This is a genomic window from Pseudomonas sp. PDM10 (genome assembly GCF_014852295.1).
Classification (GTDB): domain Bacteria; phylum Pseudomonadota; class Gammaproteobacteria; order Pseudomonadales; family Pseudomonadaceae; genus Aquipseudomonas.
The window spans coordinates 1249575-1275149 of the sequence record NZ_JACVBJ010000001.1 but is presented as its reverse complement, the minus strand read 5'-3'; the positions used below and the strand labels follow the sequence as shown (position 1 = coordinate 1275149).

Annotated in this window: 41 protein-coding genes; 8 read left to right on the top strand and 33 right to left on the bottom strand. The window is 57.5% G+C overall.

Going from position 1 to position 25575, the window contains the following annotated elements; genetic code table 11:
- The 22 genes from IB252_RS06080 to IB252_RS05980 all read right to left on the bottom strand — a co-directional run bounded on the left by IB252_RS06080 (position 1) and on the right by IB252_RS05980 (position 15155).
- Positions 1-702 (bottom strand): phage minor tail protein L, encoded by a 702-nt coding sequence (locus IB252_RS06080; RefSeq protein ID WP_192407434.1) that lies wholly within the window; start codon positions 700-702, stop codon positions 1-3.
- 55 nt (positions 703-757) lie between these two features.
- Complete coding sequence (locus IB252_RS06075) at positions 758-1102, bottom strand: phage tail protein (RefSeq protein ID WP_192407432.1); 345 nt, start codon at positions 1100-1102, stop codon at positions 758-760.
- On the bottom strand, positions 1102-4500 hold the full coding sequence (locus IB252_RS06070) for a phage tail tape measure protein (RefSeq protein WP_192407430.1): 3399 nt from the start codon (positions 4498-4500) through the stop codon (positions 1102-1104). Before IB252_RS06070 ends, IB252_RS06075 begins: the two co-directional genes overlap by 1 nt.
- A gap of 55 nt (positions 4501-4555) precedes the next feature.
- Positions 4556-4891, bottom strand: a complete 336-nt coding sequence (locus IB252_RS06065) for a hypothetical protein (protein WP_192407428.1) — start codon at positions 4889-4891, stop codon at positions 4556-4558.
- 293 nt (positions 4892-5184) lie between these two features.
- Positions 5185-5514 carry a hypothetical protein gene (locus IB252_RS06060; RefSeq protein WP_192407426.1) on the bottom strand — a complete coding sequence of 110 codons (330 nt, stop codon included), beginning with the start codon at positions 5512-5514 and terminating at the stop codon, positions 5185-5187.
- Between the two features lie 39 nt (positions 5515-5553).
- Positions 5554-6054, bottom strand: coding sequence for a hypothetical protein (locus IB252_RS06055; RefSeq protein WP_192407424.1), 501 nt, complete (start codon positions 6052-6054; stop codon positions 5554-5556).
- A 55-nt stretch (positions 6055-6109) separates the two neighbouring features.
- On the bottom strand, positions 6110-6496 hold the full coding sequence (locus tag IB252_RS06050; RefSeq protein WP_192407422.1) for a DUF3168 domain-containing protein: 387 nt from the start codon (positions 6494-6496) through the stop codon (positions 6110-6112).
- Entirely contained in the window at positions 6489-7046 is a 558-nt protein-coding gene (locus tag IB252_RS06045; protein ID WP_192407608.1) for an HK97-gp10 family putative phage morphogenesis protein, read from the bottom strand. Before IB252_RS06045 ends, IB252_RS06050 begins: the two co-directional genes overlap by 8 nt.
- A 24-nt stretch (positions 7047-7070) precedes the next feature.
- A complete protein-coding gene (locus tag IB252_RS06040) occupies positions 7071-7241 on the bottom strand; it encodes a hypothetical protein (protein WP_192407420.1) in 171 nt (56 codons plus the stop codon).
- A 9-nt stretch (positions 7242-7250) separates the two neighbouring features.
- On the bottom strand, positions 7251-7586 hold the full coding sequence (locus IB252_RS06035; protein ID WP_192407418.1) for a head-tail adaptor protein: 336 nt from the start codon (positions 7584-7586) through the stop codon (positions 7251-7253).
- A complete protein-coding gene (locus IB252_RS06030) occupies positions 7583-7900 on the bottom strand; it encodes a head-tail connector protein (protein WP_192407416.1) in 318 nt (105 codons plus the stop codon). Before IB252_RS06030 ends, IB252_RS06035 begins: the two co-directional genes overlap by 4 nt.
- Positions 7893-8168, bottom strand: coding sequence for a HeH/LEM domain-containing protein (locus IB252_RS06025; RefSeq protein ID WP_192407615.1), 276 nt, complete (start codon positions 8166-8168; stop codon positions 7893-7895). The genes IB252_RS06030 and IB252_RS06025 overlap by 8 nt, the downstream gene beginning before the upstream one ends.
- Before the next feature lie 43 nt (positions 8169-8211).
- A complete protein-coding gene (locus tag IB252_RS06020) occupies positions 8212-9414 on the bottom strand; it encodes a phage major capsid protein (protein ID WP_192407414.1) in 1203 nt (400 codons plus the stop codon).
- A gap of 10 nt (positions 9415-9424) precedes the next feature.
- On the bottom strand, positions 9425-10084 hold the full coding sequence (locus IB252_RS06015; RefSeq protein WP_192407412.1) for an HK97 family phage prohead protease: 660 nt from the start codon (positions 10082-10084) through the stop codon (positions 9425-9427).
- The gene (locus tag IB252_RS06010; protein ID WP_192407410.1) at positions 10062-11273 is read right to left on the bottom strand and encodes a phage portal protein; all 1212 of its coding nucleotides are present in this window, start codon (positions 11271-11273) and stop codon (positions 10062-10064) included. The genes IB252_RS06015 and IB252_RS06010 overlap by 23 nt, the downstream gene beginning before the upstream one ends.
- Complete coding sequence (locus IB252_RS06005; RefSeq protein WP_192407409.1) at positions 11273-11464, bottom strand: hypothetical protein; 192 nt, start codon at positions 11462-11464, stop codon at positions 11273-11275. The genes IB252_RS06010 and IB252_RS06005 overlap by 1 nt, the downstream gene beginning before the upstream one ends.
- Positions 11461-13188, bottom strand: coding sequence for a terminase large subunit (locus tag IB252_RS06000; RefSeq protein ID WP_192407408.1), 1728 nt, complete (start codon positions 13186-13188; stop codon positions 11461-11463). Before IB252_RS06000 ends, IB252_RS06005 begins: the two co-directional genes overlap by 4 nt.
- Positions 13188-13673: a phage terminase small subunit P27 family gene (locus IB252_RS05995; protein WP_192407407.1), complete on the bottom strand. Its 486-nt coding sequence runs from the start codon at positions 13671-13673 to the stop codon at positions 13188-13190. Before IB252_RS05995 ends, IB252_RS06000 begins: the two co-directional genes overlap by 1 nt.
- Before the next feature lie 135 nt (positions 13674-13808).
- Positions 13809-14204, bottom strand: a complete 396-nt coding sequence (locus IB252_RS05990; RefSeq protein WP_192407406.1) for an HNH endonuclease — start codon at positions 14202-14204, stop codon at positions 13809-13811.
- A gap of 93 nt (positions 14205-14297) precedes the next feature.
- A complete protein-coding gene (lysC, locus tag IB252_RS30070) occupies positions 14298-14537 on the bottom strand; it encodes an Rz1-like lysis system protein LysC (protein ID WP_318652710.1) in 240 nt (79 codons plus the stop codon).
- The gene (locus tag IB252_RS05985) at positions 14446-14832 is read right to left on the bottom strand and encodes a hypothetical protein (RefSeq protein ID WP_192407405.1); all 387 of its coding nucleotides are present in this window, start codon (positions 14830-14832) and stop codon (positions 14446-14448) included. The genes lysC and IB252_RS05985 overlap by 92 nt, the downstream gene beginning before the upstream one ends.
- Positions 14829-15155, bottom strand: coding sequence for a phage holin, lambda family (locus IB252_RS05980; protein WP_046048566.1), 327 nt, complete (start codon positions 15153-15155; stop codon positions 14829-14831). Before IB252_RS05980 ends, IB252_RS05985 begins: the two co-directional genes overlap by 4 nt.
- 201 nt (positions 15156-15356) lie before the next feature.
- On the opposite strand from IB252_RS05980, the gene IB252_RS05975 reads away from it, so the two are divergent.
- Positions 15357-15689 carry a hypothetical protein gene (locus IB252_RS05975; protein ID WP_192407404.1) on the top strand — a complete coding sequence of 111 codons (333 nt, stop codon included), beginning with the start codon at positions 15357-15359 and terminating at the stop codon, positions 15687-15689.
- Positions 15690-15790: 101 nt separating this feature from the next.
- On the opposite strand, the gene IB252_RS05970 is transcribed toward IB252_RS05975, so the two are convergent.
- The 10 genes from IB252_RS05970 to IB252_RS05930 all read right to left on the bottom strand — a co-directional run bounded on the left by IB252_RS05970 (position 15791) and on the right by IB252_RS05930 (position 21218).
- Entirely contained in the window at positions 15791-16354 is a 564-nt protein-coding gene (locus IB252_RS05970) for a hypothetical protein (protein WP_192407402.1), read from the bottom strand.
- Positions 16355-16357: 3 nt separating this feature from the next.
- Positions 16358-16642, bottom strand: a complete 285-nt coding sequence (locus tag IB252_RS05965; protein WP_192407400.1) for a hypothetical protein — start codon at positions 16640-16642, stop codon at positions 16358-16360.
- 32 nt (positions 16643-16674) lie between these two features.
- A complete protein-coding gene (locus tag IB252_RS05960; protein ID WP_192407398.1) occupies positions 16675-17955 on the bottom strand; it encodes a tyrosine-type recombinase/integrase in 1281 nt (426 codons plus the stop codon).
- The gene (locus IB252_RS05955; protein WP_192407396.1) at positions 17952-18380 is read right to left on the bottom strand and encodes a VRR-NUC domain-containing protein; all 429 of its coding nucleotides are present in this window, start codon (positions 18378-18380) and stop codon (positions 17952-17954) included. The genes IB252_RS05960 and IB252_RS05955 overlap by 4 nt, the downstream gene beginning before the upstream one ends.
- Entirely contained in the window at positions 18377-18508 is a 132-nt protein-coding gene (locus tag IB252_RS30315; protein ID WP_263864866.1) for a hypothetical protein, read from the bottom strand. The genes IB252_RS05955 and IB252_RS30315 overlap by 4 nt, the downstream gene beginning before the upstream one ends.
- Entirely contained in the window at positions 18505-18708 is a 204-nt protein-coding gene (locus tag IB252_RS05950) for a hypothetical protein (protein ID WP_192407394.1), read from the bottom strand. Before IB252_RS05950 ends, IB252_RS30315 begins: the two co-directional genes overlap by 4 nt.
- Positions 18701-19384 (bottom strand): replication protein P, encoded by a 684-nt coding sequence (locus IB252_RS05945; RefSeq protein ID WP_192407392.1) that lies wholly within the window; start codon positions 19382-19384, stop codon positions 18701-18703. Before IB252_RS05945 ends, IB252_RS05950 begins: the two co-directional genes overlap by 8 nt.
- Positions 19381-20130, bottom strand: coding sequence for a DnaT-like ssDNA-binding domain-containing protein (locus IB252_RS05940; RefSeq protein WP_192407390.1), 750 nt, complete (start codon positions 20128-20130; stop codon positions 19381-19383). Before IB252_RS05940 ends, IB252_RS05945 begins: the two co-directional genes overlap by 4 nt.
- The gene (locus IB252_RS05935; protein WP_225607276.1) at positions 20130-20834 is read right to left on the bottom strand and encodes a phage regulatory protein/antirepressor Ant; all 705 of its coding nucleotides are present in this window, start codon (positions 20832-20834) and stop codon (positions 20130-20132) included. The genes IB252_RS05940 and IB252_RS05935 overlap by 1 nt, the downstream gene beginning before the upstream one ends.
- A 153-nt stretch (positions 20835-20987) precedes the next feature.
- Positions 20988-21218 (bottom strand): transcriptional regulator, encoded by a 231-nt coding sequence (locus IB252_RS05930; RefSeq protein ID WP_192407388.1) that lies wholly within the window; start codon positions 21216-21218, stop codon positions 20988-20990.
- Positions 21219-21363: 145 nt separating this feature from the next.
- Between IB252_RS05930 and IB252_RS05925 the strand changes: the two genes are divergently transcribed.
- The 6 genes from IB252_RS05925 to IB252_RS05900 all read left to right on the top strand — a co-directional run bounded on the left by IB252_RS05925 (position 21364) and on the right by IB252_RS05900 (position 24510).
- On the top strand, positions 21364-22059 hold the full coding sequence (locus IB252_RS05925) for a helix-turn-helix transcriptional regulator (RefSeq protein ID WP_192407604.1): 696 nt from the start codon (positions 21364-21366) through the stop codon (positions 22057-22059).
- Positions 22060-22386: 327 nt separating this feature from the next.
- Positions 22387-22770, top strand: coding sequence for a response regulator transcription factor (locus IB252_RS05920; protein WP_192407386.1), 384 nt, complete (start codon positions 22387-22389; stop codon positions 22768-22770).
- Positions 22771-22832: 62 nt separating this feature from the next.
- Positions 22833-23144 carry a DUF1983 domain-containing protein gene (locus IB252_RS05915; protein ID WP_192407384.1) on the top strand — a complete coding sequence of 104 codons (312 nt, stop codon included), beginning with the start codon at positions 22833-22835 and terminating at the stop codon, positions 23142-23144.
- Between the two features lie 323 nt (positions 23145-23467).
- Positions 23468-23758, top strand: a complete 291-nt coding sequence (locus IB252_RS05910) for a hypothetical protein (protein ID WP_225607275.1) — start codon at positions 23468-23470, stop codon at positions 23756-23758.
- 11 nt (positions 23759-23769) lie between these two features.
- Positions 23770-24063, top strand: coding sequence for a hypothetical protein (locus IB252_RS05905; RefSeq protein WP_225607274.1), 294 nt, complete (start codon positions 23770-23772; stop codon positions 24061-24063).
- Between the two features lie 81 nt (positions 24064-24144).
- A complete protein-coding gene (locus IB252_RS05900; RefSeq protein ID WP_192407380.1) occupies positions 24145-24510 on the top strand; it encodes a hypothetical protein in 366 nt (121 codons plus the stop codon).
- 55 nt (positions 24511-24565) lie between these two features.
- Here the strand turns inward: IB252_RS05900 and IB252_RS05895 are convergent, their stop codons facing one another.
- Positions 24566-25273: a hypothetical protein gene (locus IB252_RS05895; RefSeq protein WP_192407378.1), complete on the bottom strand. Its 708-nt coding sequence runs from the start codon at positions 25271-25273 to the stop codon at positions 24566-24568.
- On the opposite strand from IB252_RS05895, the gene IB252_RS05890 reads away from it, so the two are divergent.
- The gene (locus tag IB252_RS05890) at positions 25266-25574 is read left to right on the top strand and encodes a hypothetical protein (RefSeq protein ID WP_192407376.1); all 309 of its coding nucleotides are present in this window, start codon (positions 25266-25268) and stop codon (positions 25572-25574) included. The two genes, IB252_RS05895 and IB252_RS05890, sit on opposite strands and share 8 nt — an antisense overlap.
- Position 25575: the final 1 nt, after the last annotated feature.

The following is a 25575-nucleotide window of genomic DNA, read 5'->3' as shown; positions in this document are numbered from 1 at the left end:
TTACCTCGAAGATGCGATCAGGCTCGCGCCCATGGATCCGCCAAATCGGCGGGTGTTACCGCGAAGCTTGCAACTGCTCCACCAACCGCCACAGCGATCGAGAGCAGGGTTATCCGTGGGCTCATTCTTTTTCGTGAACATCACGGTGCCGGTGTAGGCACAGGCTTCGCCCCGGTAGCCGCCCCGACACGCCCACCGGCAGAGCTTGGTGATCTGCTGCGAGGGCAGCATCTGCCCTTCCATGTCCGTGGGTCCGGACAGATCGAAGGTCAGCGACTCGAACGTTTCAGAGGTCTTCTGCTCGATGTACCAGAGGTTGATCTTGCTCTGGTTGCTGGCAGTGGGATTGCCGTCAGGGAAGTTGGCTGCGTCCAGGAAGTGGCGGAACGTTTCGATGACGCGCACTTTGGCACCGGCAAGGTCGCGGAACTGCAAGCACAACGCGGTCAGTGCTCCGCGCACGCCGCCCAGTTCGTTGGCCACCTGCAAGGTGGGCGAAGCAGGCCGGCCATCACCGCGAATATCGAAACCCTTCGCCGTGATCTGGAGCGGTGAATACAGCTGGCCCTGCCAGATGATGTCCCCTTCTTGAGCATGGCCGTGAAAGCGCCAGAGGTTCGCGCCCAGGCGTGTGGCGTCCAGCTCGAACAAGCGGATCTGGTTACCTGGCTCAAGCTTTTGGATGTCTGCGTTGTAATTCATAGGGCTCCAGAAACAACAAACCCCGCACTTGGCGGGGTTCATCAACTTGGAAAAATCAGGGCGTGTAGACCTGCTTGAAGGCGAAGGTCAGCGTGAACAAGCCGTTGCCAAGAGGCCTTGGCTTGTACCCGTTGCATTTATAGCGACCCGGGATTCCTCCCGGCGGCGTCCAAAGAAACGACTTGTAGCCCTCGTGACGATCGAGAAAAGCCCAAACCAGCGGCAATTCATCGCCCTCCTCCAGCGACCCGGTATGCGTCAGGTTCCACACCTGGCTCTTGGTGTTGATGCCGATGCCGCCGGACTGGACATAACCGTCGCCAAACTCGTTTTCCCAAGTCCGCTGTGAGACATCGCCATCGGCGCCGAGCTGTACGTCGTAAATGAATACCTCAGCCATCAGTTCCGCCTCCAGAGTCGGCCGCCTTGGCGCATTTCCCGATCGAGGAACTGACCGAAGCTGGACTCAAGGCCGGCACTGATTGATTCGCCCTGCATTTGAGCTTGCTGCTCGCTCATGCCTGGCTGCGCCTGCACCGTCACCGGAGCGTTGAAGATAATGGGCGCCGGACCGCCCGATGAAGAATCACCACTGCTGCTGCCTCCGGACGAACTGATCATCGCGGCCTTCCCGTTACTCATTGCCTCTAGTGTTCCCACACCGATCCGGGCGGTCGCTTCCGAGTTGAACACGAACTCGCCGCGGTGGACTGGGCCGGCAACTTCGTCGCGCCGACCGTCACCGGTGTAGCCGCCCTCCATAAAGCCGACCCCGGACATCGCGGTCATGCCTACGGCCGAAGCGAGCGGGCCGGTGACACTCAATGCCGTAGCCATTGCAGCTGGCGCAGCCGCCGGGCCGATGATCGGGATCGCCGCCGTCGAGGCGTAGGCGTTCAGGCCGGCCTGTAGCGACATCGCTGCCGCATTGGCGCCGAGCGTTCCCGCCGCGGTTGCCTGGGTGGATTTGCCGACGAGCATTTGCACGCCCTGATAGATCAGCCACTGAGCAGCCATATCGCCCAGGGCCTTCAGCATCGACTTGGCGAAGTTCCCGACCATGTCGCCAAGGGCATCACCTGCATCTTCCGCACCGCTGGCCACATCAGCGAAGAAAGTGCCCATTCCCCCCGTTGCTTCGCTCAGAGCAGTGTTGGTGATGTCCGCAGCCTGCGCCGAGTAGTCCCGCGCCGAATCGGCGTAGTTTACCCACGCCTCGTTGACGCCGTTCATCCAGTTGGCCTGCTGCTCATCCGTGGCAGCGTAGAAGTTTTCTTGGGCCACCAACCGCTTATTCAGTTCGTCTTGGAGGACCTGGGTTTCATTGGCATAGAGCTCCGGCGTAATCTGTCCGGTGTTGCGCTGCTCGTTAAGGCTTACCACATCAGCGGCGTATTTCTGCCGCATGGCCAGATCAGCACGCATCCGGTCACGGGCCTTGTCGCCCATCCCGATGCCGGCTAATTCTTGGTCGAAACCATCCTTTGTGGTTTTGGTGGTCAGCGCCTGGGCATTCTTGAACGCCGTGAGTTTAAGGTCATCTTCGTTGGCTTTCTTCAGCTTGTTCAGCGCATCGAGCTCTGCAGCCATGCCCATGAGCTTTTTCTTTTGCGCCTCGCTCAGCTTGCCGAGCTTCCCCTCCTGCAGCTCGAAGGACAGCTTCATCACCTCGGTGGCGTTTTTCTGCTTGTCACCCGTGGTGTTGAGCAGTTCAATCTGGCGCTGATAGCCTTCCTCGGCGGTATCGAACGACTTGAGCTGCTGTTTCGCGGCAGAGCTCGCTTCGGTGGTGTTCTTCCTCAGCGCCTTGGCGGCAGCATCGTCTGAAGATTTTTGGGCATCCTTGGCCGCAGCAGCCGATCGGATGGCAACAATCATGCCTTCCGTTAAATCCGTGTTTTGAGCAATGAAGCGGTTGGCTGCCTCAAGGCTGGTTTTGTCTTGAGCGGCGCCGAGTTGCTTCTGCAGCTGCTCAAGGTACTTCTGACCTACCTGTTCGGCGGCGGCGATGGCGGCGTTGTTCTTATTTCGGGCCGCGGTATTGGCATCGGTCTCGCCGGTCAGTCTCGAAATCACCTCGCTTTGCCGGCCAAGCTCAGTACTGAGATCGCTGACTGGAATCTGGCTTTTGTCGATAGCGTCCGCCATCGACGCAGTGACCCCGGGAACGGTACGCAACTGATCAGTGACGGCCTTCCAATCAACAGTTATGCCGGCCGCCTGATCTTTGGATGCCTGCCTCACCAAGTCCAGCGCCTGCTGCGCCTCCTTTGGCAGGGGGGTAAGACCAGCCATAAGGCCATCCGCGCCTGCCGCGCCCATACCTCGAAGATCACTCTCGAACTTGTCAGCTATAGCCCCGGACATCTGCCCGAGCTTACTTTGCATGTCCTCGACTTTTGACTTCAGCTCGTTAAGCGTCACCGATTGGGTGGCCCGATTGAGCTTTCCGAACCTCTCAATCAGTTTGTCTAGAGGATCACTCAGATTGCCCAGCTTCTGCTCGAGAACGCTTGTATTGTCGCGCAGCGTAAGGAAAGCCGTGGCAGCGCCGATCGCGAGCGACGCAATCCCAAGCGGCCCGCCGAGGACGCCCATGATCACACCAGTGGTCCGGCTCAAACCAGCTTGAGCAACTGAGACAGCGTTGGTTGCGCGAGCCTCAACCAGGCGCGCCTCGGCAAGTTGTATCGACATCTGCGTCTGCACTGCGGTGCCACGTGCTGCAACCGCTTCTTTCTGGGCGAGAAATACCGATGTCTGGGCTTTTTGCTGTTCGGCTTCTGCAGCGAGAAGCACTGCTGCCGCTTGAGCTTTCCTTGCAGCTGCGTCTTTGAATGCGGAATAAATGGAAACCGCCGCGGAATCTGCTGCACTCACCCCGTAACGGGTTAAGGCTGCAATGGCCGCAACGATAGCGATGTCGGCGAGTGTTTCAAAATTGTCACCGAGCGTGCCGATTCCGCTCGCGAGAGTCCCGGCAAAGTCAGTTGTTTCATTCAAGCGACCGATGTACACGGTGAAAGCATTTGAAAGGTTCTGCACAGCATCGCGAACCGCCACGCTCATGCTGTCCGCTAAGACACCATTAGCTTCGGCGGATTTCTGCAACCCTTCCGTTAGCAGATCGAGGCTCAGCTTGCCCTGCGCCCCTAGGCTGCGGATCTGCTCGGCGGACTGACCGGTAGATTCGGAAATCGTATCAACCACAGTCGGCATGGCTGCGAGCATTGATTGCCAGCCATCGGCTTCAACTTTGCCGGTTTGCAGGGCCTTTGAATAAGCGTCGATTGCCGAGCTGGCTTTGTCAGCAGACGCCGAGTTAGTCACCAGCAAAAAGCTGAAGCTGTCCATCACATCTAGTGCTTGGCCAGTGTTGTAACCCATTGACTTCAAGCTGTCGGAGGTTCGTATATACAGCTCTTGCGCTTCACTTAAAGGGCGATAGGTGCGCTTCGCCGTTTCGAGCAGGCGCTGCTGGACCAAGTCGTACTCGCTAACACTGCTGGTTGCCATGCCGATTCGATCAGACATTTGGCCGTACGAATCTGCCGCTTCAATGATCTTCCCAAGACCTACGAGGCCAACAGCGCCCGCAAGGGAACTCTTGATGAGACCTGCAGCATTTTCCGCGCGCTCGCCGGCCCGATCAAATGCAGCATCGACACGACCCAGGCTCTTATCAATCTTCCCAGACGTTTGGGCAACACTGGAGTCTGCGCGCGCCATCTCCTGACGCAACTGGGCTGTGGTCGCCTCGATGCGGACGAGCATCCCCTGTACGTCGGTATCGGCCATGCTTTTCTCCAGGCATAAAAAAACCCGCCGAAGCGGGAGGTAAAGTTGAAAAAAACTAAAGGCAGAACTTAGACCAGGCTTGCTCAAAGTCGCTTGAGCTTAAGCGACCATCCTTCTCAAAAACGACCATCTCTTTGGTTGCTGCGATGAATCTCCTGAAACCGCCATATCCACCAAACGAGTTCTTCGAATTCACCTCACCACAAAACCCGCGCTGATTACGAAACTCAGCGCTGCCTGGATCTTTCAAAACTCCGGTTACAAACTCCCTGGCCACGCGCTGATATCTTATCTCAGTCATTTCGGCCGCATGCTTTGCCTTATCCGCCTCCGACTGTCCGCACGCCGCCAACAACAAAAAAACCGGAAGCATCACTATCAGCTTTTGCATTCGTCAATCCCTCGCTCTTGATCGGCGAAGACTATCAAAATGCTACGCTGACTGCCTCCCCGTGAGCGCGTGCCGCAGCTTATCCGCCACAGTCGAAGCGGATGGCTTGCCCGCCTTGGGTTTTGTCTTTCCTCCGCCGAAGGGGTTGGTCATTTGTGCCCACTCGATCCTGGCGTCCATGGCCAGGAACAGTTCGGGGATCGGCGTGGTCCAGGCCAGTTCGGGCGACCAGCCAAGCCACCCGGTGGCCACTGCGTAGAGCCGGTCGACGTAGCTGCCGTCCTCGACAGCACTTACGCCGCCGCCGGCTTTTCCTTTCCCGCGTCAGGACCCTTCGGGTTATACAGCGCCACCAGGTATGCATTCAGCTGCACAGACACTTCCAGGACACCAGCCTGCCAAACCTGCTCGGCGACAGCCTCGGCGGCCTTACCTTTCAGGCCTGCACCACTGGCGATGATCACCGCGCAACCATCGACGCTCAACGCGTTGATAGCCTGGGACGCCCCGCGCAGGCCACCGAAGTGAGCTTCAATTGCGCGCACGGCGCCGAGCGTCGGCATCAAGGTGTAGGTCTCGTCGTCGAGCTTGATATCGACGGTTCCGAAAAGGGTCTTGCTCATTCGTCAGATCCTTAAGAGTCGGGGCCGAAGCCCCGCAGGTTACGGCGCTACAGGGGCCGGGAGGATTTCAAGGATGTCGGAGTTGATGCCGATCGTGACGTTGCGGCGAACCACGTTGTCAGCGGCGCCGGCGGCAACGGTGTTGTTCATCACCTTGCCGCGCAGGTAGAACGTGGTCGGCAGCACCGCCGGGGCGGCATCAGGATCACCATCGTTCAGGGTGATCTTGATGTTGTAGTCGCCCTTGCTGCGGTCCTTGTGAGCAACCTTCAGCTTGGCCTGGCCCAAGTCACCATTGTCCAGGCCAACGGTCACTGTCAGGTCGCCAGCATCAGCGGTTCCCTTGTACTTGCGCACGCGGCCGTCGCGCAGAGACGTGAAAGTCACCGAGCTGAAGGTATCGCCGAACTCGCCGAGGTCTTCGACTTCACCGAGCTCGACATAGGTGTCAGCCTTGTAAAGCGCTTCGGTATCGGCGCCGTTCTTGCTGCCGATCGAGATTCGGCAGCCGGCGGCTGTGTTGAGGTTGTCATCGGCCATGGGGATTCCTCCAAAGGCGCATTGGATAAAGCCGCGGGGCGGCCGGTGTTGGGATTTAGTGGGTGGTGATAACCCGGACCGTGATCGATCCCTGGTACGTGACGCCGTCAGCATCGCGCTGGGCGTCGGCTTGCTCAACTCGGACTGATACAGCCCGGCCTACTGCCAGCGGCAAGCGGCGCTCATCCAGAGCGGCAACAATCTCACCATTGATCCGCTTCACCTCGGCCTGGCCGTGGGCATCAGACCAAACCGACAGGTAGATCAGGCGCTGCTCGCGCTTGCGCCCAGCGATAGGACTGGTGTTCGCCGAGATCTCCCGGTCGAACGAGATGTAAGGCATGGACGTATCCAGCGGAGCGCCGTCGTACACGGGACAGGAGACTTCGGCCTCCAGGCGCGCGAACAAGGCTTCTTGCAATGCAACGGATGGATCAGCCATCGGTAACGCCCTCACTTGCTTTGTGCAGCGTCCGGGCTACGGCTGCCTTGATGTTTGCCAGAACAACCTCGCGGTTGACCGCCATCGACGGACGAAGCCAAGGGTGTGCCGGCCGGGCCGGAATATCTGGGTACTTTCCGAAGAAATGAGAACCGTCGCTTTTGTTTTTTGTGGGGCGCCGGTTCAGGGCATTACGGCGCCCTTTGAGTTGGGACTTGTCCCGGTTGTTGGTGTGCTCCCCGCCTGCGGCACTGATGTCAGCCCGGCGGTAAATGGAGCCGCTGTAGCCCTTGGTCCCGTACTCGAAGAAGCGCAGATAAAAGAAACGGCGCGTGTCCCTTTTACCCCGGATACCGATCTGCGCATCCAAGCCGCTTTTCGAAACAAAAACCTGCAGTGCGGCCGCAGCAGCACCGGTATCTTTCGGTACGAGCTGCCGCATTGTTTCCAGAATCTTGTTGGCCGCCTCCTGCATGGCAGGTGCCAATTCGTTATCCATGGTTTCGTGAATATTGCGCAGCGTCTTCCGAAGCTTGAAGTCGCCGGACATCCGGGAACGGCGAGCGGCCACGGTTCACTCCTTGGCCGGTTCGGCCTTCTTGGGGATTGCTTGCGGCTCATCCGCTGCGCGCACCAAGCCGCGACTGATAAGGTCGGCGCCGGTGTCGGCATTTACGGCGAACTCTTCACCTTTGATCTTTTCACCAACGGCACCTGACAGGATGCCCAGGGCAATAACCTTCATGATTCACCTCTACGGATTGGGTACGTTTGAACAAAGCAATCGAAGCATGTCGCGCTCGTTGTTGGGCAGCTGGGCCTCGATCAGGTAGGTGGCGGTGGCGATTCCACCAACCATTTCAACAAGGCGGTTACCGACGACAACATCCTTGCACGGACGGAGTCGAATCTCAGCGCTGACAACGGCCTTAAGTTGCTCGGCCACCGGTGCAATACGACCCGTAGGTAATGTGACCTCAGCCCACAACTTACCGATTTCGACCCATGTGGTGTCGAAGCCGCCAGTCCTGTTCTTCGTCAGCACCGGTTTCAGCATCATGCACCGATGACGCAATGGCCCGGCTCTCATACATTCACCCAGCGGTGGGGTTTCCACAGGGCATTTGTAGCCATGGGAAGTTCCGCAGTAATGGTGCCGATTACCACGGTTTCACGACTGCCGTACCAATGGCCAATCAGCATGAGCGCACCCTGCTTGATTGATTTGGTCATGAGAAGCGCATTGCCGACTGGATCAGGCAGCACTCCATCCGGGTCGACCAACGTCCGATTGGTCCAGGTCTCAAACGCACCGAGGGCTGCATCCGTGTAGCCCTGAATCAGTGCATCTTCATCGTCATGGTCGACCCGCAAGTGAGCCTTGACGATGACCAGATCAATCACCAGAAGGAACCTGTGCCAGCAAGGCTTCCTTGTTGGCCGATGGATCGAAGGCAATGCCTTTGGCAGTGAGCCATTCCTTCAACACTGGAACCTTCATTTTCTTCGGATCCGTCTCTGTAGAGCCCCCCACCAAGGTGGCACACTCCAGGTGTTCCACTGCTACGAGTGCCAAGCGCTCGGAAGCTTCTTGCTCGCCGACTTCGACTTGAATCACTTCATTGCCGTCAACCGCAAAGGGAAACGGTTTGGTCACATTGATTGTTGGCATGATGCTCTCCTGCGGGCCGGGCGCCCGAAGACGCCCGCCACGATTAGGCTGCGCTGAGGGTCAGAACCTTCACGGCCTGAGAGTCGACCAGCATGCCGCCGACGCGCTTGGTGGTGTAGAAGCCAACGTAGGGCTTGTTGGTGTACGGGTCGCGCAGCACACGGGTACCGATGCGATCCACAATGGTGTAGGCGCGCTTGAAGTCACCAAAAGCAATGGCATTGGCATCGGCAGCGACATCTGGCATGTCTTCGTTTTCGACGATGCCATAGCCCAGCAGGCTCGAAGGAGCCCCAGCTTCCAAGCCCGGACGCCACAGGTAGTTGCCTTCGCTGTCTTTCAGCTTGCGCACATAGGCGACGGTCAGGTTGCCCATCATGAACTTGCCGTTAGCCCGATAGCCGGCCTTCAACGCATGAATCAGATCGATGAGCTTGTCACCATTGAAGGTGCCTGCCACGCCCGAAATCAGCTTTTGCAGCGAGCCGAACGCGCGATCATCGTCGGACGTGGTCAGCAATGGATACGCCAACAGACCTTTCGGCTTGTTGGTGCCGTTACCCAGGAGGAAAGCATTGCCTTCTTTTTCGGAAAACTCGCGTGCGACCTCTTCGTTTAGCCACGTTTCGGCGTTAAAGAAGATGTCGTCCAGACTGGCTTGAGTGGCCTGGGGGTTGGAGTAAATCTCGCCCATGAAGGCAGAGATCTGCCCAAGGGTAGGCGTGCCCGTCGCCGGCCGCGGGTCGGTTTCACCAACCCAGCCAGACCCCGCGCCACCCAGACCGACCAGACGCTTGTAGTCCGGTGACCCGACGGTGATCTGGTTGCAAACCTGGCGCATCGGCGAGGTATCGCGGAGCAATTGGATGATATTGCGATCCATTTCTTCAGGTACCGCATAACCACCGTCGGCCTCGGTGCCAATCTGCAGAGCCTTCGCTTGCAGGTCGCCCAGGCCAGTATCGACACCCTTGCGCACAAACTGCAGAAACGCGGTCTTGTGCTCGCTGGCTGCTTTGGTGCCGGTACCGTCCGGACGCTTCAACGCCAGCAGTTCTTTTTCCAGGTCGCTTTTCAGTGCATCCAATTCGCCAAGCTTTTCGTTGAGCGTATCGACTTGGCCGGACAGCTTGCCCTTTTCGGCTTCTAGGCCATCAATGCGCTTGTCGTTCTTTTCTTTGAACTCGTCGAACTTCTTGCCCAGGGCTTCAGCGACTTGTTCCACATCTTTTAATTCAACAGCCATGAGAGGCTCCTTACATTCGGTTCATAAGTGATTTCAGGGATTGCAGTGCGTCGTCGGCACCCGCCTCTCGCGGTGAAACTGCGCCGTAGCCTTTGGCCATAAAGGCCTTGGCCTGGGAGCCAGAAAACCCAACCTCTCGAAGGGCTCGCTCCACTTTGCTGGGCGGCGGTGTTTCGCCACGGGCCAGCAGAGATTTCACATCGGTGATCCGGGCTTCGTCGTTGGCCGGAAAGGTGACCGGGGATACTTCCCAGAGGTCGATAGCCTTCAGCAGCCAGATGCCCTTTTCCTTGTCATAGTCATAGCCGCCGTCTTCGAGCATGTAGCCGATGGATAGCCCGGTAAGGCTTCCTGCTTTCATGTGCCCGTGTGCGCGCTTGGCCAGCGGATCCGCATCGACCAGAAGTCGACCTTTGACGTACAGGCCGACGTCGTCCTCGCGCATCTCGGTGTAGATGCCTATCGGCTCGCTCATGTTGTGCTGCCAGAGCATCGCCGGCAGACGTCCTTTTTCCTTCCATCTGGCGAGGCTTGCCGCGAATGCACCTCGGACAACCACATCGCTGTAGCTGTCCACGACGCCGAACACGGAACCGTAGCCTTCGAACTCGCCGCTGTCGCTGACCGACTTAATGGTCAGCGGCACGTCAAGGCGCTGTTTTGTCTGCATCGTCGGCAGCCTCTGGTTTAGTGGTCATGTTCATGGGGGTGAGGTAGATGTCGCCGCCCTCGCGGGGGTTCTCATCTTCCAGTTCACGGCAGTCGTTTGGGCTCAAAATTCCCCATTGGATGCCCTTACCATAGGACTCATAGCGCCCCTTCAGGTCGCCACGCATGAGGGCACCCGCGTTAAACTTGGCGTAATGAGTTAGCCGGTCTTTCTCACTGAGCAGACCTACCTGAATGCGGTGTTCGATGCGAGTCATGATCGGGACTAGCGAGTAGTTCACGAAGCTCATGCCCATGTGCTCAATGTTGTTGAGCGTCATTTTTTCCATGCTGGCCACCAGGTGCGGCGGCACACGGAACAAGCCGCAGATCTGCGCTTCTGTCAGCTTTTTGGATTCGATGAATTGGGTGTCTTGGGCATTGAGGCTGATTGGTTTCCAGTCCAGCCCCATCTCCAGGATCATAGGTTTGTAGGCGTTAGCCACGCCCATATGCTCGCCCTGAAACTCCGTCTTGAGCCGTCCGAAAGCCTCGTCGGTGAGTTGCTGCTCAGTCCTCAGAACACCACTGGTAACGGCGCCATTGGTAAATAGCTTGGCCGCATGAGCATCCATAGCCTGGCCCAAGCCGAGCGCCTGACGTGCGTAAGCAATTGGGTTCAATCCATTCAGCCCATCCAGCGTGAACAGCCGGACGTGCCAGATTTCGTCCTGAGTGAGGACCTTTGTTCCCGACTTGAAGTTGACTGTGTACTCAACCGTCCAGTCGTCCTTTAGCTTGGGGGTAACGATGTCGGGGCTGAGCGGCAGCAGCTCTACCACATTGCCCAGCGCCATCACTTTGTAAGCATAAAAGTTGCCACGAAGGCACAGGCACGCCACCAACATCTCCCAGAACTCCTGGGCAGTCATGTAGCTGTTCGGTGCCATCGTGATCAGCGGGTAGAGCCTATGCGCCGTAGCTGGCAATCGTACCCGGCCTGTCTGTTTCAAAAGGCGGCAAGGCAACATCCCCATTGACTCAGCCAGCACCCGCACGCAGTTGAATACAACCAATTGCTGCATGGCGCTCGTGGTGGTCACGCGCTGGCCAGCATTGCTTTCATATCCTGCGCCCAATGCCTGGGCGAGCTTTTCCGGCGTATCAATGATCTGAGTACCACCTTTCCTTCCAAGGAGTGCGCGGAGCATCAGCGATCACCTCGAAGAATTGAGGCCACGGACAAGGTGATCAGCAGAGCGCCACAAACGGTCAACGCAAGTGACTCCCCAACCCACACCCACAGACCTCGCGTCAGCAAAGCCAAACCAAGGATGCCGACGAGATCGGGGGCGGCCTCTTTCAGCGCCTCCAGCTTTGTCGGCTTGATTTCGTCGGTCATAGGGTTCGAATTCCGTGCTTGGAGATGTGGTCAGAGAGGGTGTCGTCGGGGTGTAGGTTCGCCAGAACGCGGCCGATCGCCATAATCAAAGCGACGGCGCCATCGATCTTGTTGTCATCGCCCTGCTTAATCGGCCGCACCACGTCATCATTACCAGGCAGGTTTTTGCCAATCACATTACCGATGCACCAGGTCATGATCGGGTTGCCGTCGTGATGGAACCGGCCAGCCTCTATCGCAGCTTCCAGCTCCTTCATCGGGTCGGACATGTTGGTGTAGTTCTGCGTGATGGTGATCGGCTCAAAACCTTGGTCATCAAGATCATGGCTAAGACCTGTCGCCCCATGCGGATCAATCGGGCACTCACGAATCGGAGCGTGACGGTTCGCCTCTTTGGTGTCCTCGAGGATCTCGCGATAGTCGACCTCAGCACCATCAGTCACATCCAGGTGCTTGGAGTGAATCCACGCCTGGAACCGCTCCGACATCCGCTTGTTATCGGCATTGAAGGCCGTGTCATAGGGAACCCAGAACTTCGGAGCGATGCTGTAGTAGTGGACCTTTTCATCAATCACACGCCAGAACAGCCTGGATCTGGAGTTCATGTCGAGCTTTCTCGCCAAGTCGAAACCGGCGTTCCACTCCTGCCCCTCGAACTGCTCCAGTGTCAGCGTGGTGTCTTCGCACGCCTTCCAGCTTTCCATATTGAAAAAGCCTGACTTGGCGCTCACCCACAGGTTCAGGTGTTTTGTCTTGAAGGTGTTGGTGAACCGCGCAGACCGTATTGCCCGAGCCTGCTGGCTTTCCAGATATTCCTGGAACACCGAGACCCCGTGATTCGGATTGGCCTTGGCCAGCATCTTCGGATCGGTCCAGTCGTCGCCCTCGTCCAGCGTCCATATCCATCCGAACAGCTCGTCATCGGGCACAGTGCCTTCGAGCATTTCGATCACCTGGCGGCGCTTGTCGTAGCACGGGCCTTCGATATCGGCGCCGGCGGTGGTGATGATGAACATCAACGGCTGCCGCCGCGCGCCCATGCCGGTGAGCATGGTGTCGTACTGAGCCGATGTTGGGTGTTCGTGGTATTCGTCGACTATTGCGCAACTGGGCGAAGCGCCGTCTCCGGGGTTGCCGATCAGCGGCTCGAAGCGACTGAAGTCGGACGGAATGTTCATGTTGGAGGCGTTCACCTCAATACCGGCAGCCTGCACCAGCATTGGCGACTTACTCACCATCAGCTTCGCAGGTCGGAACACTTCCCACGCCTGCTTCTCGGTGGTCGCGCCTGCGTACACTTCGGCGCCGTACTCGCCGTCGGCAACGAACATGCTGATACCAACGCCGCCAGCAACTACGGACTTGCCGTTCTTGCGGGGCACTTCCCAATAGCTTTCACGGAACCGGCGATGGCCGCCCTTCTTCTTGACCCAGCCGAACGTTACAGCCAAGCCGAAAAGTTGCCACGCCTCCAGAGTGATCAGTTGCCTCTTGAATGCCCACTCACCCTTTGTATGCGGCAGGAGCTGGATTAGCTTGAGCTTCTTCTCAGCCTTGGCCGGGTCGAACTTGAAACGAAAGCCGCGCTTGCGGCTCGCCGCCACGTCATCGAAGTGACGCTGCACAGCCTGATGGATGTAGCGGCACGCTGGAACCTTCCCGCGCAAAAGAGACCTTCCCCAAGCCATCGCCTTGTCGACGTTTGGGTGCGGGGATTTGGCCATCAGGAACTCAATAGTTTTGCGAATTCGTTGGTGGAGGATTGTTTGTTGCCGCCGATGATCCGCGTCCGGCTGGCCGGATCGAGGCCGAGAAGTGAACCGAATGTGACCAGCTGGCGCATGGATTCATTCGCTGCCGTGAGCGCGGGGTTTTTCATCGGGCTGCCCTGGGCAGACTCGACCACGATCCCGAATTTTTGAACGGCTTCTTCGGACATGCGCCACTTGTCATAGGCGGTACAGAACGCCTCGACGTTGTGCAGATCGGTCAGCGCAACAACTTTTTCCCGCAATAATTCAGGGATAAGCATCTTCCACATAGTGGCGGCGCGCTCACTGAGCCACTCGGGTGGATCAATATTAGTGACGGTGGTGAACTGAGGCTCATCATGGTTTAGCGCCCGCTTTCCGGGGTTCCCAGCGAGTTTTTTCTGTGCCGTCGGCTTGGGTTTGCGACCACGGCCGGCGACCGTGGCGGTACCTCTCATCGCGCAACTCCTGAATTTTTAATTTCGCGGTCGTACGAGAAAGCCCAAGGGGACGGTCTAGCTATCGAAAACCCCAGACTTTTGACCCTCCCCCTCCCGCATTGAGAATCAACCTCATTTCGGTACTGAATTCGGTCAATTCGCACGATTCCTCGCAGGATTGCCCCAGCCGCCGTCCTCAGACGCCGTCTTCCTGCTGTGGCAGGGGTGGCAAAGGGCTTGCCAATTCGAGCTGTCCCAGAACACGGCCTTGTCACCCTTGTGAGCGATGATGTGGTCAAGGTCAGTGGCTGCTACCACCAACCCATGGCGCTCGCACTCAACACAGAGCGGGTGCTTGGCCAAGTAGGCCTTGCGGGCCTGCTGCCACTTGTAGCTGTACCCGCGCTGAGCACTGGTCTCACGCTGCCGCTCGCGGCGCTTGGCCTCGGCGCTCTTGCCGACGTCCACATGGTCATCGCAGTAGCGTGGGTTGCGGGTCAGCACATTGCAGCCCTGGGCATTGCATGGTTTCTTCGACCTCAGAGGCATACCTTACCAACCTCCAACCATCTTGCTGCCGACTGCCAAGCCGGCAACGAACACCAGCACCATCCACATAGGGTCAACGTTACGCATGGCGGTCTACCTCGTCTGGCTGCGCTTGATCTGGGCGTCCACCTGGTCGGCGCACGTGTCCAGCAACTTGACGGCCTGGTCTTTGAGGTCCCACACATCACCGTTGTCGCGCAGGTCAGCCTGATCGGCATCAACGCGTTCGCACGGGATCAGCTCAGGGGGCTCGACTCTTACTGCTGTTGTCTTTGTTACCAGCGGCGGGCTTCCCGCGCAGGCCGTCAGGCAAAGGCTGAGCAGCCCAATCACGAACAGGCTTGCTGTTGCGCTTGAGTTCTTCAAAGTCTTTCCTCGCCTTGTTGGCTTTCTTTTCGCTGGCCTTGATTCGTGTGGCCAGGTCGGCGGTGTAGTCAGCGTTGCGCTTGGCTTCGGCGCGCAGGGTGGTGATCGTCGCCTGGCTCTCGGTGTTGGCCGCGATGGCGTCCTGCTTGCCCTTGGCCTCGATCGTCACCTGCCCCTCAAGCGCAATGACCTGGTAGTGCTGGATGCCCAGCAACAGGCAGGCAACGAGCGCGATGATTGCTGCAGCAGCGAACGCCTTCATAGCGAATCAACCTTGCGACCAAGGAAGCGGGTCACCATCTCGCGAATGGCCGTGACGCCGAGGAAACCAATGGTTCCGCCGGCGGCAACAGACAGGCTCGATGGCCAAGCCATCCACTCGATGACGCTACTGGCAGACAAGCTCAACCCACCACAGATCAGCGCCTCGAAGAAGATCCGGCGCTTACTGGTCTCTTTAGCGTCATACAGGACGCGCAGGAAGGAGATAAGGATCGCCATAATTGCGCCCTGCCAAAGTGGATTGCTCAGGGCCACCCAGATAGCGGCCCACGTGTCCGGGTTCTTTTCGGGCATGAGCTTCATCCGATGTCCTCCCTTGCGGGGAGCGTGATAGGTACGGCTCCATCAGCACTCCCAGCTCGGAGCAATGGGTGTGATGGAGCCGAAAACGAAAAACCCCGGACGATGCCGAGGTCTGTGGTGTGCGACGCATAAAAGCGGTTAACGGATCAGTGCTGGCCGCGTGATATTGTCTCGACTCATTACATACATAGGAGACAAATTGTGATTACCAAGCACATTGAACGATTCGATGAAGTCGCTACAAGCATTCTCAAGGATATGTACCGTCGCTTTCCGGCGACATCCTATCCAACACCCACAACTATCGGGCTGACTACAGAGGTCCCGGATAACAGTGATGGCGACAGCAAGGTAAGCAAAGAGTACGAAGCCTTTTCTTCTGAGGTTCGGGGCGCAATGCAATGGCTTATCGAAGAAGGATATGTCAGTGACCGCGGCTACAAATTTGGAGCAAGCTATGTGCTATCTAGTGACGGGCTAAAAGCTCTGGCGCGGATTGCACCAGAATGCCGCGCGCCTCTAATTGTCAGTTGAGCAATAAAAAGCCCGGCTCAATGGCCGGGCTTTTGTGTGTCGTCTCTCATACGCGCAAGAACGACATGATGGGGTGAATTTACGGCCATTCTGCCACTCGGTCAAGCGGCGTCGACAAAGATTTCCTCGAGGTCGAAAATCTCGGTGGCATGGATCACCGCCGCCTCCTCCAGCGCCTCTAGTCGCTTCTTGATTCCGTCCCTCCAGCGGTAGCGAGTGCGCTCAGGGTTGGCCTCTAGATCCCAAGCGTTCATGTCGTAGAACTCAGCCGGCAGCACGATCATGTCGGTGGAGCGCTTTCCAGTCTGAAGGCCCTTGAGCTGCGGAATTGCCCAAGCTGTGAGCGCCTTATATATGAAGAGCTGCGGGGCTGGTGATGCAATGCGGCTGGCCAGGCGCCCGATAGCTCCGACCTTGTTCGCCTTGTGGGTCGAATACTTCGCTACCAGCACATCCCAATGGGCGGCATCGAGGTTGCGGTGCAGCAGCGCATAAAGGCAGCAGTCGTAATCAAATTTGTCGCGGACCGAGATGGAGCTGCCGGTACCACCCTGGCGAAGGTCCGCATCGATCAGCTTCTGCCAACTCTGCTTGGTGCTGTTGTCGATGTTGTCGGCGGCCAGTACGCGTACCAGGGTGCCCATCACGTCTTTATAGATGCCCATGCCTCAATCCCCCTTGAACGATGAGCGGCCGGCGCCGCGGCTATTACTCTGCTGGTATTCATCAGCAATGCAGCGTGCTGGATTCTTGCCGACCAACTGACTGCGCTCCCGGCGAACCAGTCGACCAAGCTGGACCACCAGGTCATCCACCGACAACGGCTCCAGGGTCTGAGCATGAACGAAGCCGGACGAGTGACAACCGATGCAATCGAGCTCGTGAAGCAAACCCTTGATAAACCCCTTTCCGGCACACGAAGGGCAGTCGGTCATCGGTATCAAACTGCGCACTAAGGCGGGGCCATGCTGCTTTTTGATCACTTTTAAACCTCGCCTATGGTTGATTCTTGATTGGCCTTGCAGGCCTTATGTTCCGTGGCTTCCAGCGCATTACCAGAATCTCCCGTTCTAAAGCCGGTCAATCCGTGAATGTGATTGAAACCCTTCTGGTCTAGATGGGCGTGCCACTGCTCCAGGGCATCGCGCTTGCGGCTCATCACGTCCGACTGGATGTACACCTTCACGTTGTGACCCATCGCGTGGTTGATCAGCAGCTCACCGATCAGGTGGTCAATGCCGATGTCTGCCCAACCGGTGCGGGCCACCTTGCGCAGGTCGTGACTGGTCCACTCGCCCTGCCCCAACCGGGTGAATACGGCACTGGCTTGGCCTTCACTCAAGGCTTTGCCATTGCGGGCCGGGAACAGGAACTGGCCGTCATATCCTCTGGCGTACTGACCTTCTCGATACCGGATCAGCAGCTCGCACGCTTGCTCTGTCAGTGGCAGGTGATGCTCGACACCGGTCTTGGTGTGCTCGGCCGGAATGAACCACTCACGCTCGGCCAGGCTGATGTGCGACCAGCGCGCCTGACGTGTTTCGCCGATACGTGTTCCATGGCAGAGCATCATCAAGGCCAACATGGCATCCAGAGGCGCCGCCTTGGTGACTTCGCTCAGTTGCTCGAGCAGACCTTGCAGCTGAACACCGCGCAGGCGAGATGGCTTGATCCCGACCTTGGCCTTTGAGAAGTCGTTGAACTTGATGGCGGCCATAGGATTAGCCGAGATGTGACCCAGCTTGAACGCCTGACGGAATGCCAGGGCCAGCAGCTGGAATGCCGACCGCACGTAGTCGATGCCGATCTTCTCCTGCAACGGCCACATGAACTGGCTGTCGAGGGTTGCCTTGTCTATACCGGCGAGCGGCTGATTGCCCAGACATGGGATCAGATGGCACTTGATCAGCGACGCGCCGGTCTTCTTACGCTTGCTGGACAGGTTGCGATCGCGAGACATGCGTTCGGCGTACCAGTCCAGCAGCTCACGAACTGTCACCCACTTCGACAGGTTCGAACCATCACCGGACTCCAGGCGCAGGCGAATCGCCGGCAATGCCGCGACGACCTGTTTGGCATTGAGGTCAGGAAAAGCCCCGATACGGTTCCACTCCCCTTTCTTCACCAGGTACCACGACGCCCGGGCGCGGTCCTTATTAAATCGCAGGTATAGCCCGCGATTCTCAATGTCCCGAAGATCACGAACGCCGCCGGCAGCCTGGCGCCTGATCTCTGTGTCGGTGATTTTTACGGCGGCGCTGCTCATGCGGCCACCACGGTTGGAGCAAGTCGCAGGTAAGCCCGGATCTGCTCCATCGCGTCGAAGTGCCCGCGACATACCACTGCGAGATAGCCCTGCTCATTGAGGCGACGGATACAGGCTGCCTGGCTTGCAGAGACCGCCGCTGGATCAACAGTGGCTTTGAACTCGATGTACAACCCGAAGAACCCGCCGCGAGCCATTGGCAGGACCAGATCAGGAATGCCCGCCTTCACGCCCTGCTGCTTTAACTTCATGGCCACCAGCTTGTGACGGTGACCGCCATTCGGAACGTGGTAGATCAGCTCGAACACTTGCGGGTAACGCAGCTCGATTTCGGTCATCAGCGCGGCCTGTTCCTGGCCTTCGCGGTCGATTGCCTTGGCGCGCACCGGATTCTGCTTGAACAGCTTCATGGCGGCGGGCTTCATTCGTGATTACCCCGTGCGAGGCGCGCACGGCGCTCAAGGCGGCGGATACCCCACAAGACGCCACCGGCGGCGATCAGCATGAAAACGATGAACAGATGAATCAGGATGTCGTTCAGGTAGGCGCTCATACCTTCTCCCCGGTGATGATGTCGATAATTTCGAAGGTGTTGGGCCACATCAGGCGACCGAAGTGCTGAGCAACGGCGCGATGCTCGAACAGCCCAACGGCCCGATCTGGCTTGTCAGTGAGATCCAATTTGTAGCCGCAGCAGTGCACGGCGAAGCGGTACTCGGCGGGATTGGTCGGAGCGAGACGGGAATCAGCCACGGGCACCTCCCAACTTGGCACGCAGTTGTGCCAGGGCGTCCTGTCCAACTTCAGGCGTCACCTTCGCTTCAGCTCGAGCGGGCAGAGCCTTTGGCATCGCTTGGAGCGGCTGACCAGCCAGCAAGCGGCGAATGGTGATGGTGTAATTTCGCTCGAATAGCTTGAGGCTGAGTGTTGAATCGAGCCTGTTCAGGCTTTCGAAGCCACACTCTTTGGCGGCATGCCAGACCGCGTCGTGCGACCACTTGCCCTGCCCTGCCATCCCGGGATGAGCGTTACGGCACGCCTCGCGGTGCGCGGCCGCAAGTGGCGGCAGGCCCAGCATTTCTGGGGTTGGTTTGCACCACTCAATAAATTGACCAGGGCTTGGGATGAAGTCACCGGACTGCTTGCGAACCTGGGTCATGCCAAAATTGATTTGGCCTTGAGTGCAGACGCCTTCCTCGATGAACGCCTGGAACCATTGGCGTTTCGATGCCTGGTAGGTTTCTTTGTCTGGCCAGGCTTGGCGCCACGCTGAACGGATCGATCGCAGCTCCTTGAACAGGTCGTTGATAGCTGACACCAGCGTGCTGCTGGTTTCATTCGCGACCGGTGCTGTATCGCTCGCGGCGATGAACTCGCCGGCCTGGGCCTTATTCCAGAGTCCCTGGGAAATCACGGAGACGTTCTTCATGGCTTCACCCCGTTCTGCCATTCGGTGTCGTCGTCATCGAAGTCGGAGGCCGGTGCTGGTTTCGGCTTGAACTGCTTCACATTCGAAGCAGCTGAACGAACCTTATCGTTGTTGACCCACTTGACGAGCATGCCCACCCATTCAGCCTGGGTGTTGACCTGGTGTTGAGGCTCGTAGTGAGCAGTGAATGCGACACGGACGGCTTCGGTGAACAGATCAAGCGACAACCCGCGGTGCAAGGCGTAGGTTTTCAGCAGTGTTTCATCCGCCACCCAGTCGAGGGTCATTTCACTGGGCATGCGAGGATCAACAGGCTCTCGCGCAGAGAGAGGTTCTATATTCTTCTCTACATCTTCTTTAGGTAACGCACAGCTAACGTTCGCAGCGTTACTTTTACCGTTACTCGCCTTGTGGTTCGCCACTCGTTTTGCCGTGAGAAGCCTGTTTTTAGCGGTCTTCCCGTTGTGTCGGTCGAAATGCGGAAGACTGATCACACCATCGACTTCGATCATCCAAGTGACCGACTTCATGTGCTCACAGAAACCGATAACGCCAACAAGACGGTCGAGTAACTTTTTACTAACGCTCGGAGCGTTACCGTTTTCGGTTTGTTGGTCGAACCATCCCCACACTCGCATCAACTTGCCGACAACTGCGTCAGGGTCGATATCGGCCAGGTCGGCGATCTGGCAGACCTCGGGCTTGTCCAGGGTGGTGAGTTCAAATTTGATCCAGTCGCCGGCCATTACGCGGCCTCCTGCATTAGTTCAGCGAGACGTGTAAGGCCCTTCGGGGTAACCATGGGATCGAATGCGGCGCGCTCAATACCCGTTTCAGGATCGGGCTTCAGAGCGGTGACCTTGTGGGTCATGTGGCCGGTGGTAATGCGCGGCTGATAAGCAACCCAGCGCTTGCAGCCGTGCCGTCGGAAGATCCATCGGTGCTGCTCCAGCCAGGCAAACAAACGCGCCGGGGCAACGCCGAGTTGCTTCGCTGCGTCGGTGATGCAGATAGCACCACCGGCTGCGGCAAGGCGCCTGATGGCGGCGATCTTAGGGGCCTGCTCGGAAATTACGCGCTGAAGCTCGCCGTTCTTATCTGCCAGATCAGCCGCAAGACGCAGAGCTTCGGGAAGGGATTGCGGGATCGTGACAACCTGTCGTGACACGTTTTCGAGTTCGGCCAAACGTGTCACGACACGATGCCGAAGCGGGATGCTGTAGCCGGTCAACAAGGTTTCAGTTAGGACGCGGTCAAGGTGGAATTCGGCGGTGTAACCCCGGCCATCCTTGACCTCTTGGAGATGGCGCAGATCTGCGCCATCGTCTGCCAGTGCCTTACGCATCACGCGGATGTCACGAATGACGTCCTTGTGCTGCTTGCCAGTGAGCTCGGCAATCTCCCGGCTCGACATGGTGACCGTATTGCTTGGAGCGACGATCGTGTTCATAATGGCCCCTCAAGTGTTTGTGTTGTGAAGAAGCCGGTCTAGCCACCGGCTTTTTTGTGCCTGTCATTTGAGTACTGGATGAATCAACAGCCATATGCAGCGTGATGCTTTTGCCCTATTCCATCCCGGATAATTGACTCAACGAAACAGATGTCATGCCACTGCGAGCTCTGGCCAAATCTGCTTCCAGTCATCAGGACGCAGCGCTTTTCGCGTCACTGCCCCTCCGGTCGCTGACTCGGCACGAGCAGCAATTTCGGCGGAAGCAATCTTGTGGCCGTAAGCGATCAACCGCAGATACGCACGGCTGGTGCCGGTGCTAACAACCGCGTCATCACTTGCTGTTTTCAACCACTCAAGAAGTTGAGGATGCTTGGTCCGCATATCGGGCCTCCTTTTAGATGCCTCGGATTATTACCCGCAGGTAATCTCAAAGCAATACCTAAAGGGAATTTACCTATTGGTAACGGTGATGGATGATTTGCGCATGGAAATTTCAGATATTCGCCGCGAAAATTTGCGGGCACTTATGAAGCAACGCTTCGACGGAAAGCAGGCCAGGTTGGCCGATGCTTTGGGAAAGAGCGCCAACTACATTTCCCGCTGCCTATCGACAGCACCCTCATCAGCTGGTAGTAAAAACATCGGAGAAGAGTTCGCTCGAGATATCGAAGCGAAGCTTGGATTAGAGCGTTATCAACTGGACCGGAAAGGCATGCAGCCTGCGGAAAAGGTTGTTAGCAACGCCGAATACCTAGGCCAGTTTTCGGTCTGGGACGATGACACACCGCTGGATGATGATGAGGTGTACGTGCCATTCCTCAAGGAAGTAGAGCTATCAGCTGGCAACGGCAAGACAGTTGTGGAACCGTCGCATAAGCAAAAATTGCGCTTTGGCAAAATGACCCTTAGGCGCCAAAACGTACAGCCAAGCGAGGCCGTCTGCGTAACTGTCAGCGGAAATAGCATGGAGCCAGTCCTGCCCGATGGCAGCACGGTCGGAGTGGACCAGGGATGCACCGCTGTAACTGACGGGAAGATGTACGCGCTCAACCACGGAGGCCAATTGAGGGTTAAAACACTCTACCGGGCTCCTGGCGGAGGAATCAGGATGCGGAGCTACAACCGGGACGAACATCCCGACGAGGAATACAGCCCCGACGAAATGCTTCGCAAAGATATCATCGTGATTGGCAAGGTTTTCTGGTACTCAGTTCTACTTTAATTCGCAAACAAACGAACATCCCAGCCCGCCCTGAAGCGGGCTTTTTTTTGCCCGCTCTAAAAATAATTACCTACAGGTATTGACCACAATCGTTACCTACAGGTAATGTTGCTCCATCGCCGGATAACAACCGGCCAGATGGAAGGCAGCGATGAACCGGCCTCAACGGTTCAGAGGGTTGGCAACTGACCCGGGTGTGCAGCGTAAAGCACCAAAAATAGTTATCCGGCGGACAGAGTCGCGGTCGGTGAGAACACTTCAACGGAATTTTTCACTGCTGCACCTGGCTTTCCGGGTGCATCGGGAAAACAACCGGGAGTCACGACGATGGAAACAACAATCGTAAGCGGGGCATGGAAGGGTGAACTAGGCAGAGGTCTTGCACCTCGAGAGCTTGAGTTTGTCCTCTCGGTTGCCCAGGGCATGACCGCCAAGGAAATCGCCAAAACGTTCGGCATTGCGCCGGGCACCGTGGTTAAGCGTCTATCGAATGCGATGTTCAAGCTTGGCGTTCATCGCCAGGCAGCGATGGTCGCTGAGGCGATGAAGCGACAGATCATCTCGCCAGTCTGCGTGGTGCTCGCTGCTGTGATTGCCATTCACGCAATGATTGATGACCAGCCGATGCGTCAAAACCGCAGAGTCGGTGAGCGGCGTGTTGGTGAGCTTCGTCTGGCACGCCGAGCTGAGTTGGGCGAGTTGTTTGGTTGAGCATCGCTGAAGCACCTTTTTTATGAGGGTGCTTTGGGATGACAACCGACAGGTAATCAACCATGAAGCACTCAGCAGCAATCGCCCAGCTCGAAATTCACGCCTCCAACTGCGAGAACAACGCAGCGAACCAGGAGGCCGAAGGCCAGTTCGAAGACGCCGCAAACAACCGTACCAACGCAGCCGACTACCGGCAGGCGATCGAGGCGCTGCAATCAGATACGCCTCTGCCGTCGCCTTACTCAGTACGAATGCAGCAATCGGCAGACGGGAAGTTCTACGCGGCCGGACTTGGCCTAGGCATCCACAGCGGCGATGGTCAGTTTTTGGTAACCGCTGATCGCTTCGCCATCAATGGAAAGCCATCTGAATAAGCATCACTGCTGCACCTTGGCGATAGGGTGCAGCGGGATGCGGACGAATCCCCGGCTTATACCGGCCACCTGTATCAAAACCAACTAGTGCAAAAAATGCCCTAGTTCAACCCAGCACGGAGGATTGGCAGCCATGTGAACTTCAGATACCTACCCGGCCCTCATGGCTCGGTAGGCTCGTAACGTAAGTGGTAAAGCCCGGTTTCGATCGGGCTTTTTTACGCCTGCCTTTATCCGTCAGCACTCTCCCCTGCGCCCAACGGCAGCCAGCAGGAGGCCCGAGTGCTGACGAATAAACGCCACCCCATACCGAGGGATCAGCCATGCAAATGCACCCACTGATGCAAGCGCGAGTCGAAGGCAACATTGCCCTGACCATCCGCGCAACGGCGGCAACCGCCGAGTTCTACGCAATGATCGGCAAGGACGCGCCAGTAAGCGCCGTTCGCTTCCAGGTAGTCACCAAGGGCGAGAACGCCTATCACGTCATCGAGCGGTCCACCGGCAAAGTGAAGGGTTTCCGCTTTACCTGGCGGGCAGCAATCAACCTGGCGCAGGTGCTGGAAGCTCGGGCCGACGGTGTGAAGGTCAACATCGAGGGCTGGGGCAAATGATCGGTGTACCAATGCCCAACCCGCGAGACTCAATCGTCGCGAACTTGAATCAGCAGCTGGAGCAGTACTTCGGCGCAGGCAAACCGGTGCAGGAAATTGCGCCGGGCGTCAGTGGTGAAAAGGCGGCCATGTTCGGCACCTCTCACAGCAACAAGCTGCGTGTAGAGCGGGACAAGATCGCGCCCAGGCTGAAGGAGTTAGCCTGGGCCGGCACACCCATTGCCAAGGCCGCGAAAGAGTGCGGCATGGAAGCCAAGCGCGCCCGGCTCATCGCTCGGGAAAACGGCTTCAAGTTCACATCATGAAGCGTCTCAGCAACCAGGTGCGCCAGCGCCGACGACAGACATGGCTGGATCTACCGGCCCACGGAATTGAAGAGGCAGGCCATGGCCGAGGAACAGCAGGAGCTGACGGCGGAAGCCATCAAGCAGCGCAAGAAGCGCGAGAAGGAAGCGGCCAAGAACGCCGCGCTGGGAATCGAGAAGTTCACGGTTGAGGTGGCCGGGGTGTTCAAACCGGATCTTCAAAAAGTGATGAAGGCCCACGGCATCAACAACCAGCAGGACATTCACCAGCGGCTGCTGACCAACCTCATCGCCGCAGACTTCGACACTCAAGCAAAGATGCTTCGCTGTGTCACGACACCTTTCGTTGTAAGCGAAAAGGTGTCGCGCATCATTCGAGCGGCCGGCCTTAAGTCGCTCGCCGACGATCCACCAGAGCCTGACGACGAAATCGAAAGGCCCTCATAACTCACTCTACTCGCTGCATCCGGTAACGGAGGGGGAAGCATTGAAAATTTGACTCCTATTTTTTCTTCGATAGCTCCTGATTTGTGGCGGCTAGCCAGTCTTTAGCCTGCACGTATTCAGGGCTATCTCCAACGTTATCGATAACTGTTTTTAAGTCCAGCTGTGCAAGCTCAAACTTAGACAGGTTCAATCTCGAAAGACCGCGAAAAAAGTAAAGTGTCATCCAGTCAGCGGACCTAGCTATACCCTCTGTGCACAGGGCTTCTAACTCTATCCACTTTGAGGAGGTCGCCAATTCATTGAGCTTGGGGAAAATAGACTCCTCATAGCTACCGCCAACAACAACCGACGTGCGCCCCGTGCTCGTTTCCCTAAGCACTCCGTTAAACTGCCTAAACTTTGAAACTCCTCGCGAAGCGTTCGCAGCCTTGGTTTTCAGCTCGTCTATCTGCTTCTGCTTTTCCTCTACCTGATGTCTGTAATCGTCGACGCTTGCCAATAGCGAGTTCTTACCGGCAACTAGCTCGTCAACTTTTCCATCTTTGATTTTATCAAGCTGATCGTTGACGAAGCCGAGGCATACAGTCGAAATGAACACAAAAGCCATACCGATATAGCCAACAAACTTCAGCGTAGAACTCCACCACTCATAACCCATAACGCCCCCATATCCGGCTCCATGCCGGTTACCCGTAATACCCCACTTCAACGAATCACGCCAGCCGGCGAGGCAGGCGTCTGCCTGGAGATTGCCAATGAGCATTCCCGCAAATGCGTTAAGCGACGAAGAGTGCCTGCACTACGCCGCGCTTGATCCGGCGGCCACCGCCGAACTGACCCGTCGCCTGACTTCGCAGAGCATCGACCCGAGCGCCGAGCGTGAAGAGCTGCGTGAAGACATTCGCCGCCTCGAAAGCCAGGCAAGCGATGACGAAGACGAACTGGAAAATTTGCGCGACGACGCGACAGAGGCTTGCGAGTGGATTAAGCGAGCAATGGACCCCGAAGATCGCGAGCTTTCACTGAATGCGCTGCTGCAAAAAGCGCTCGACCGCCTGGAGTAAC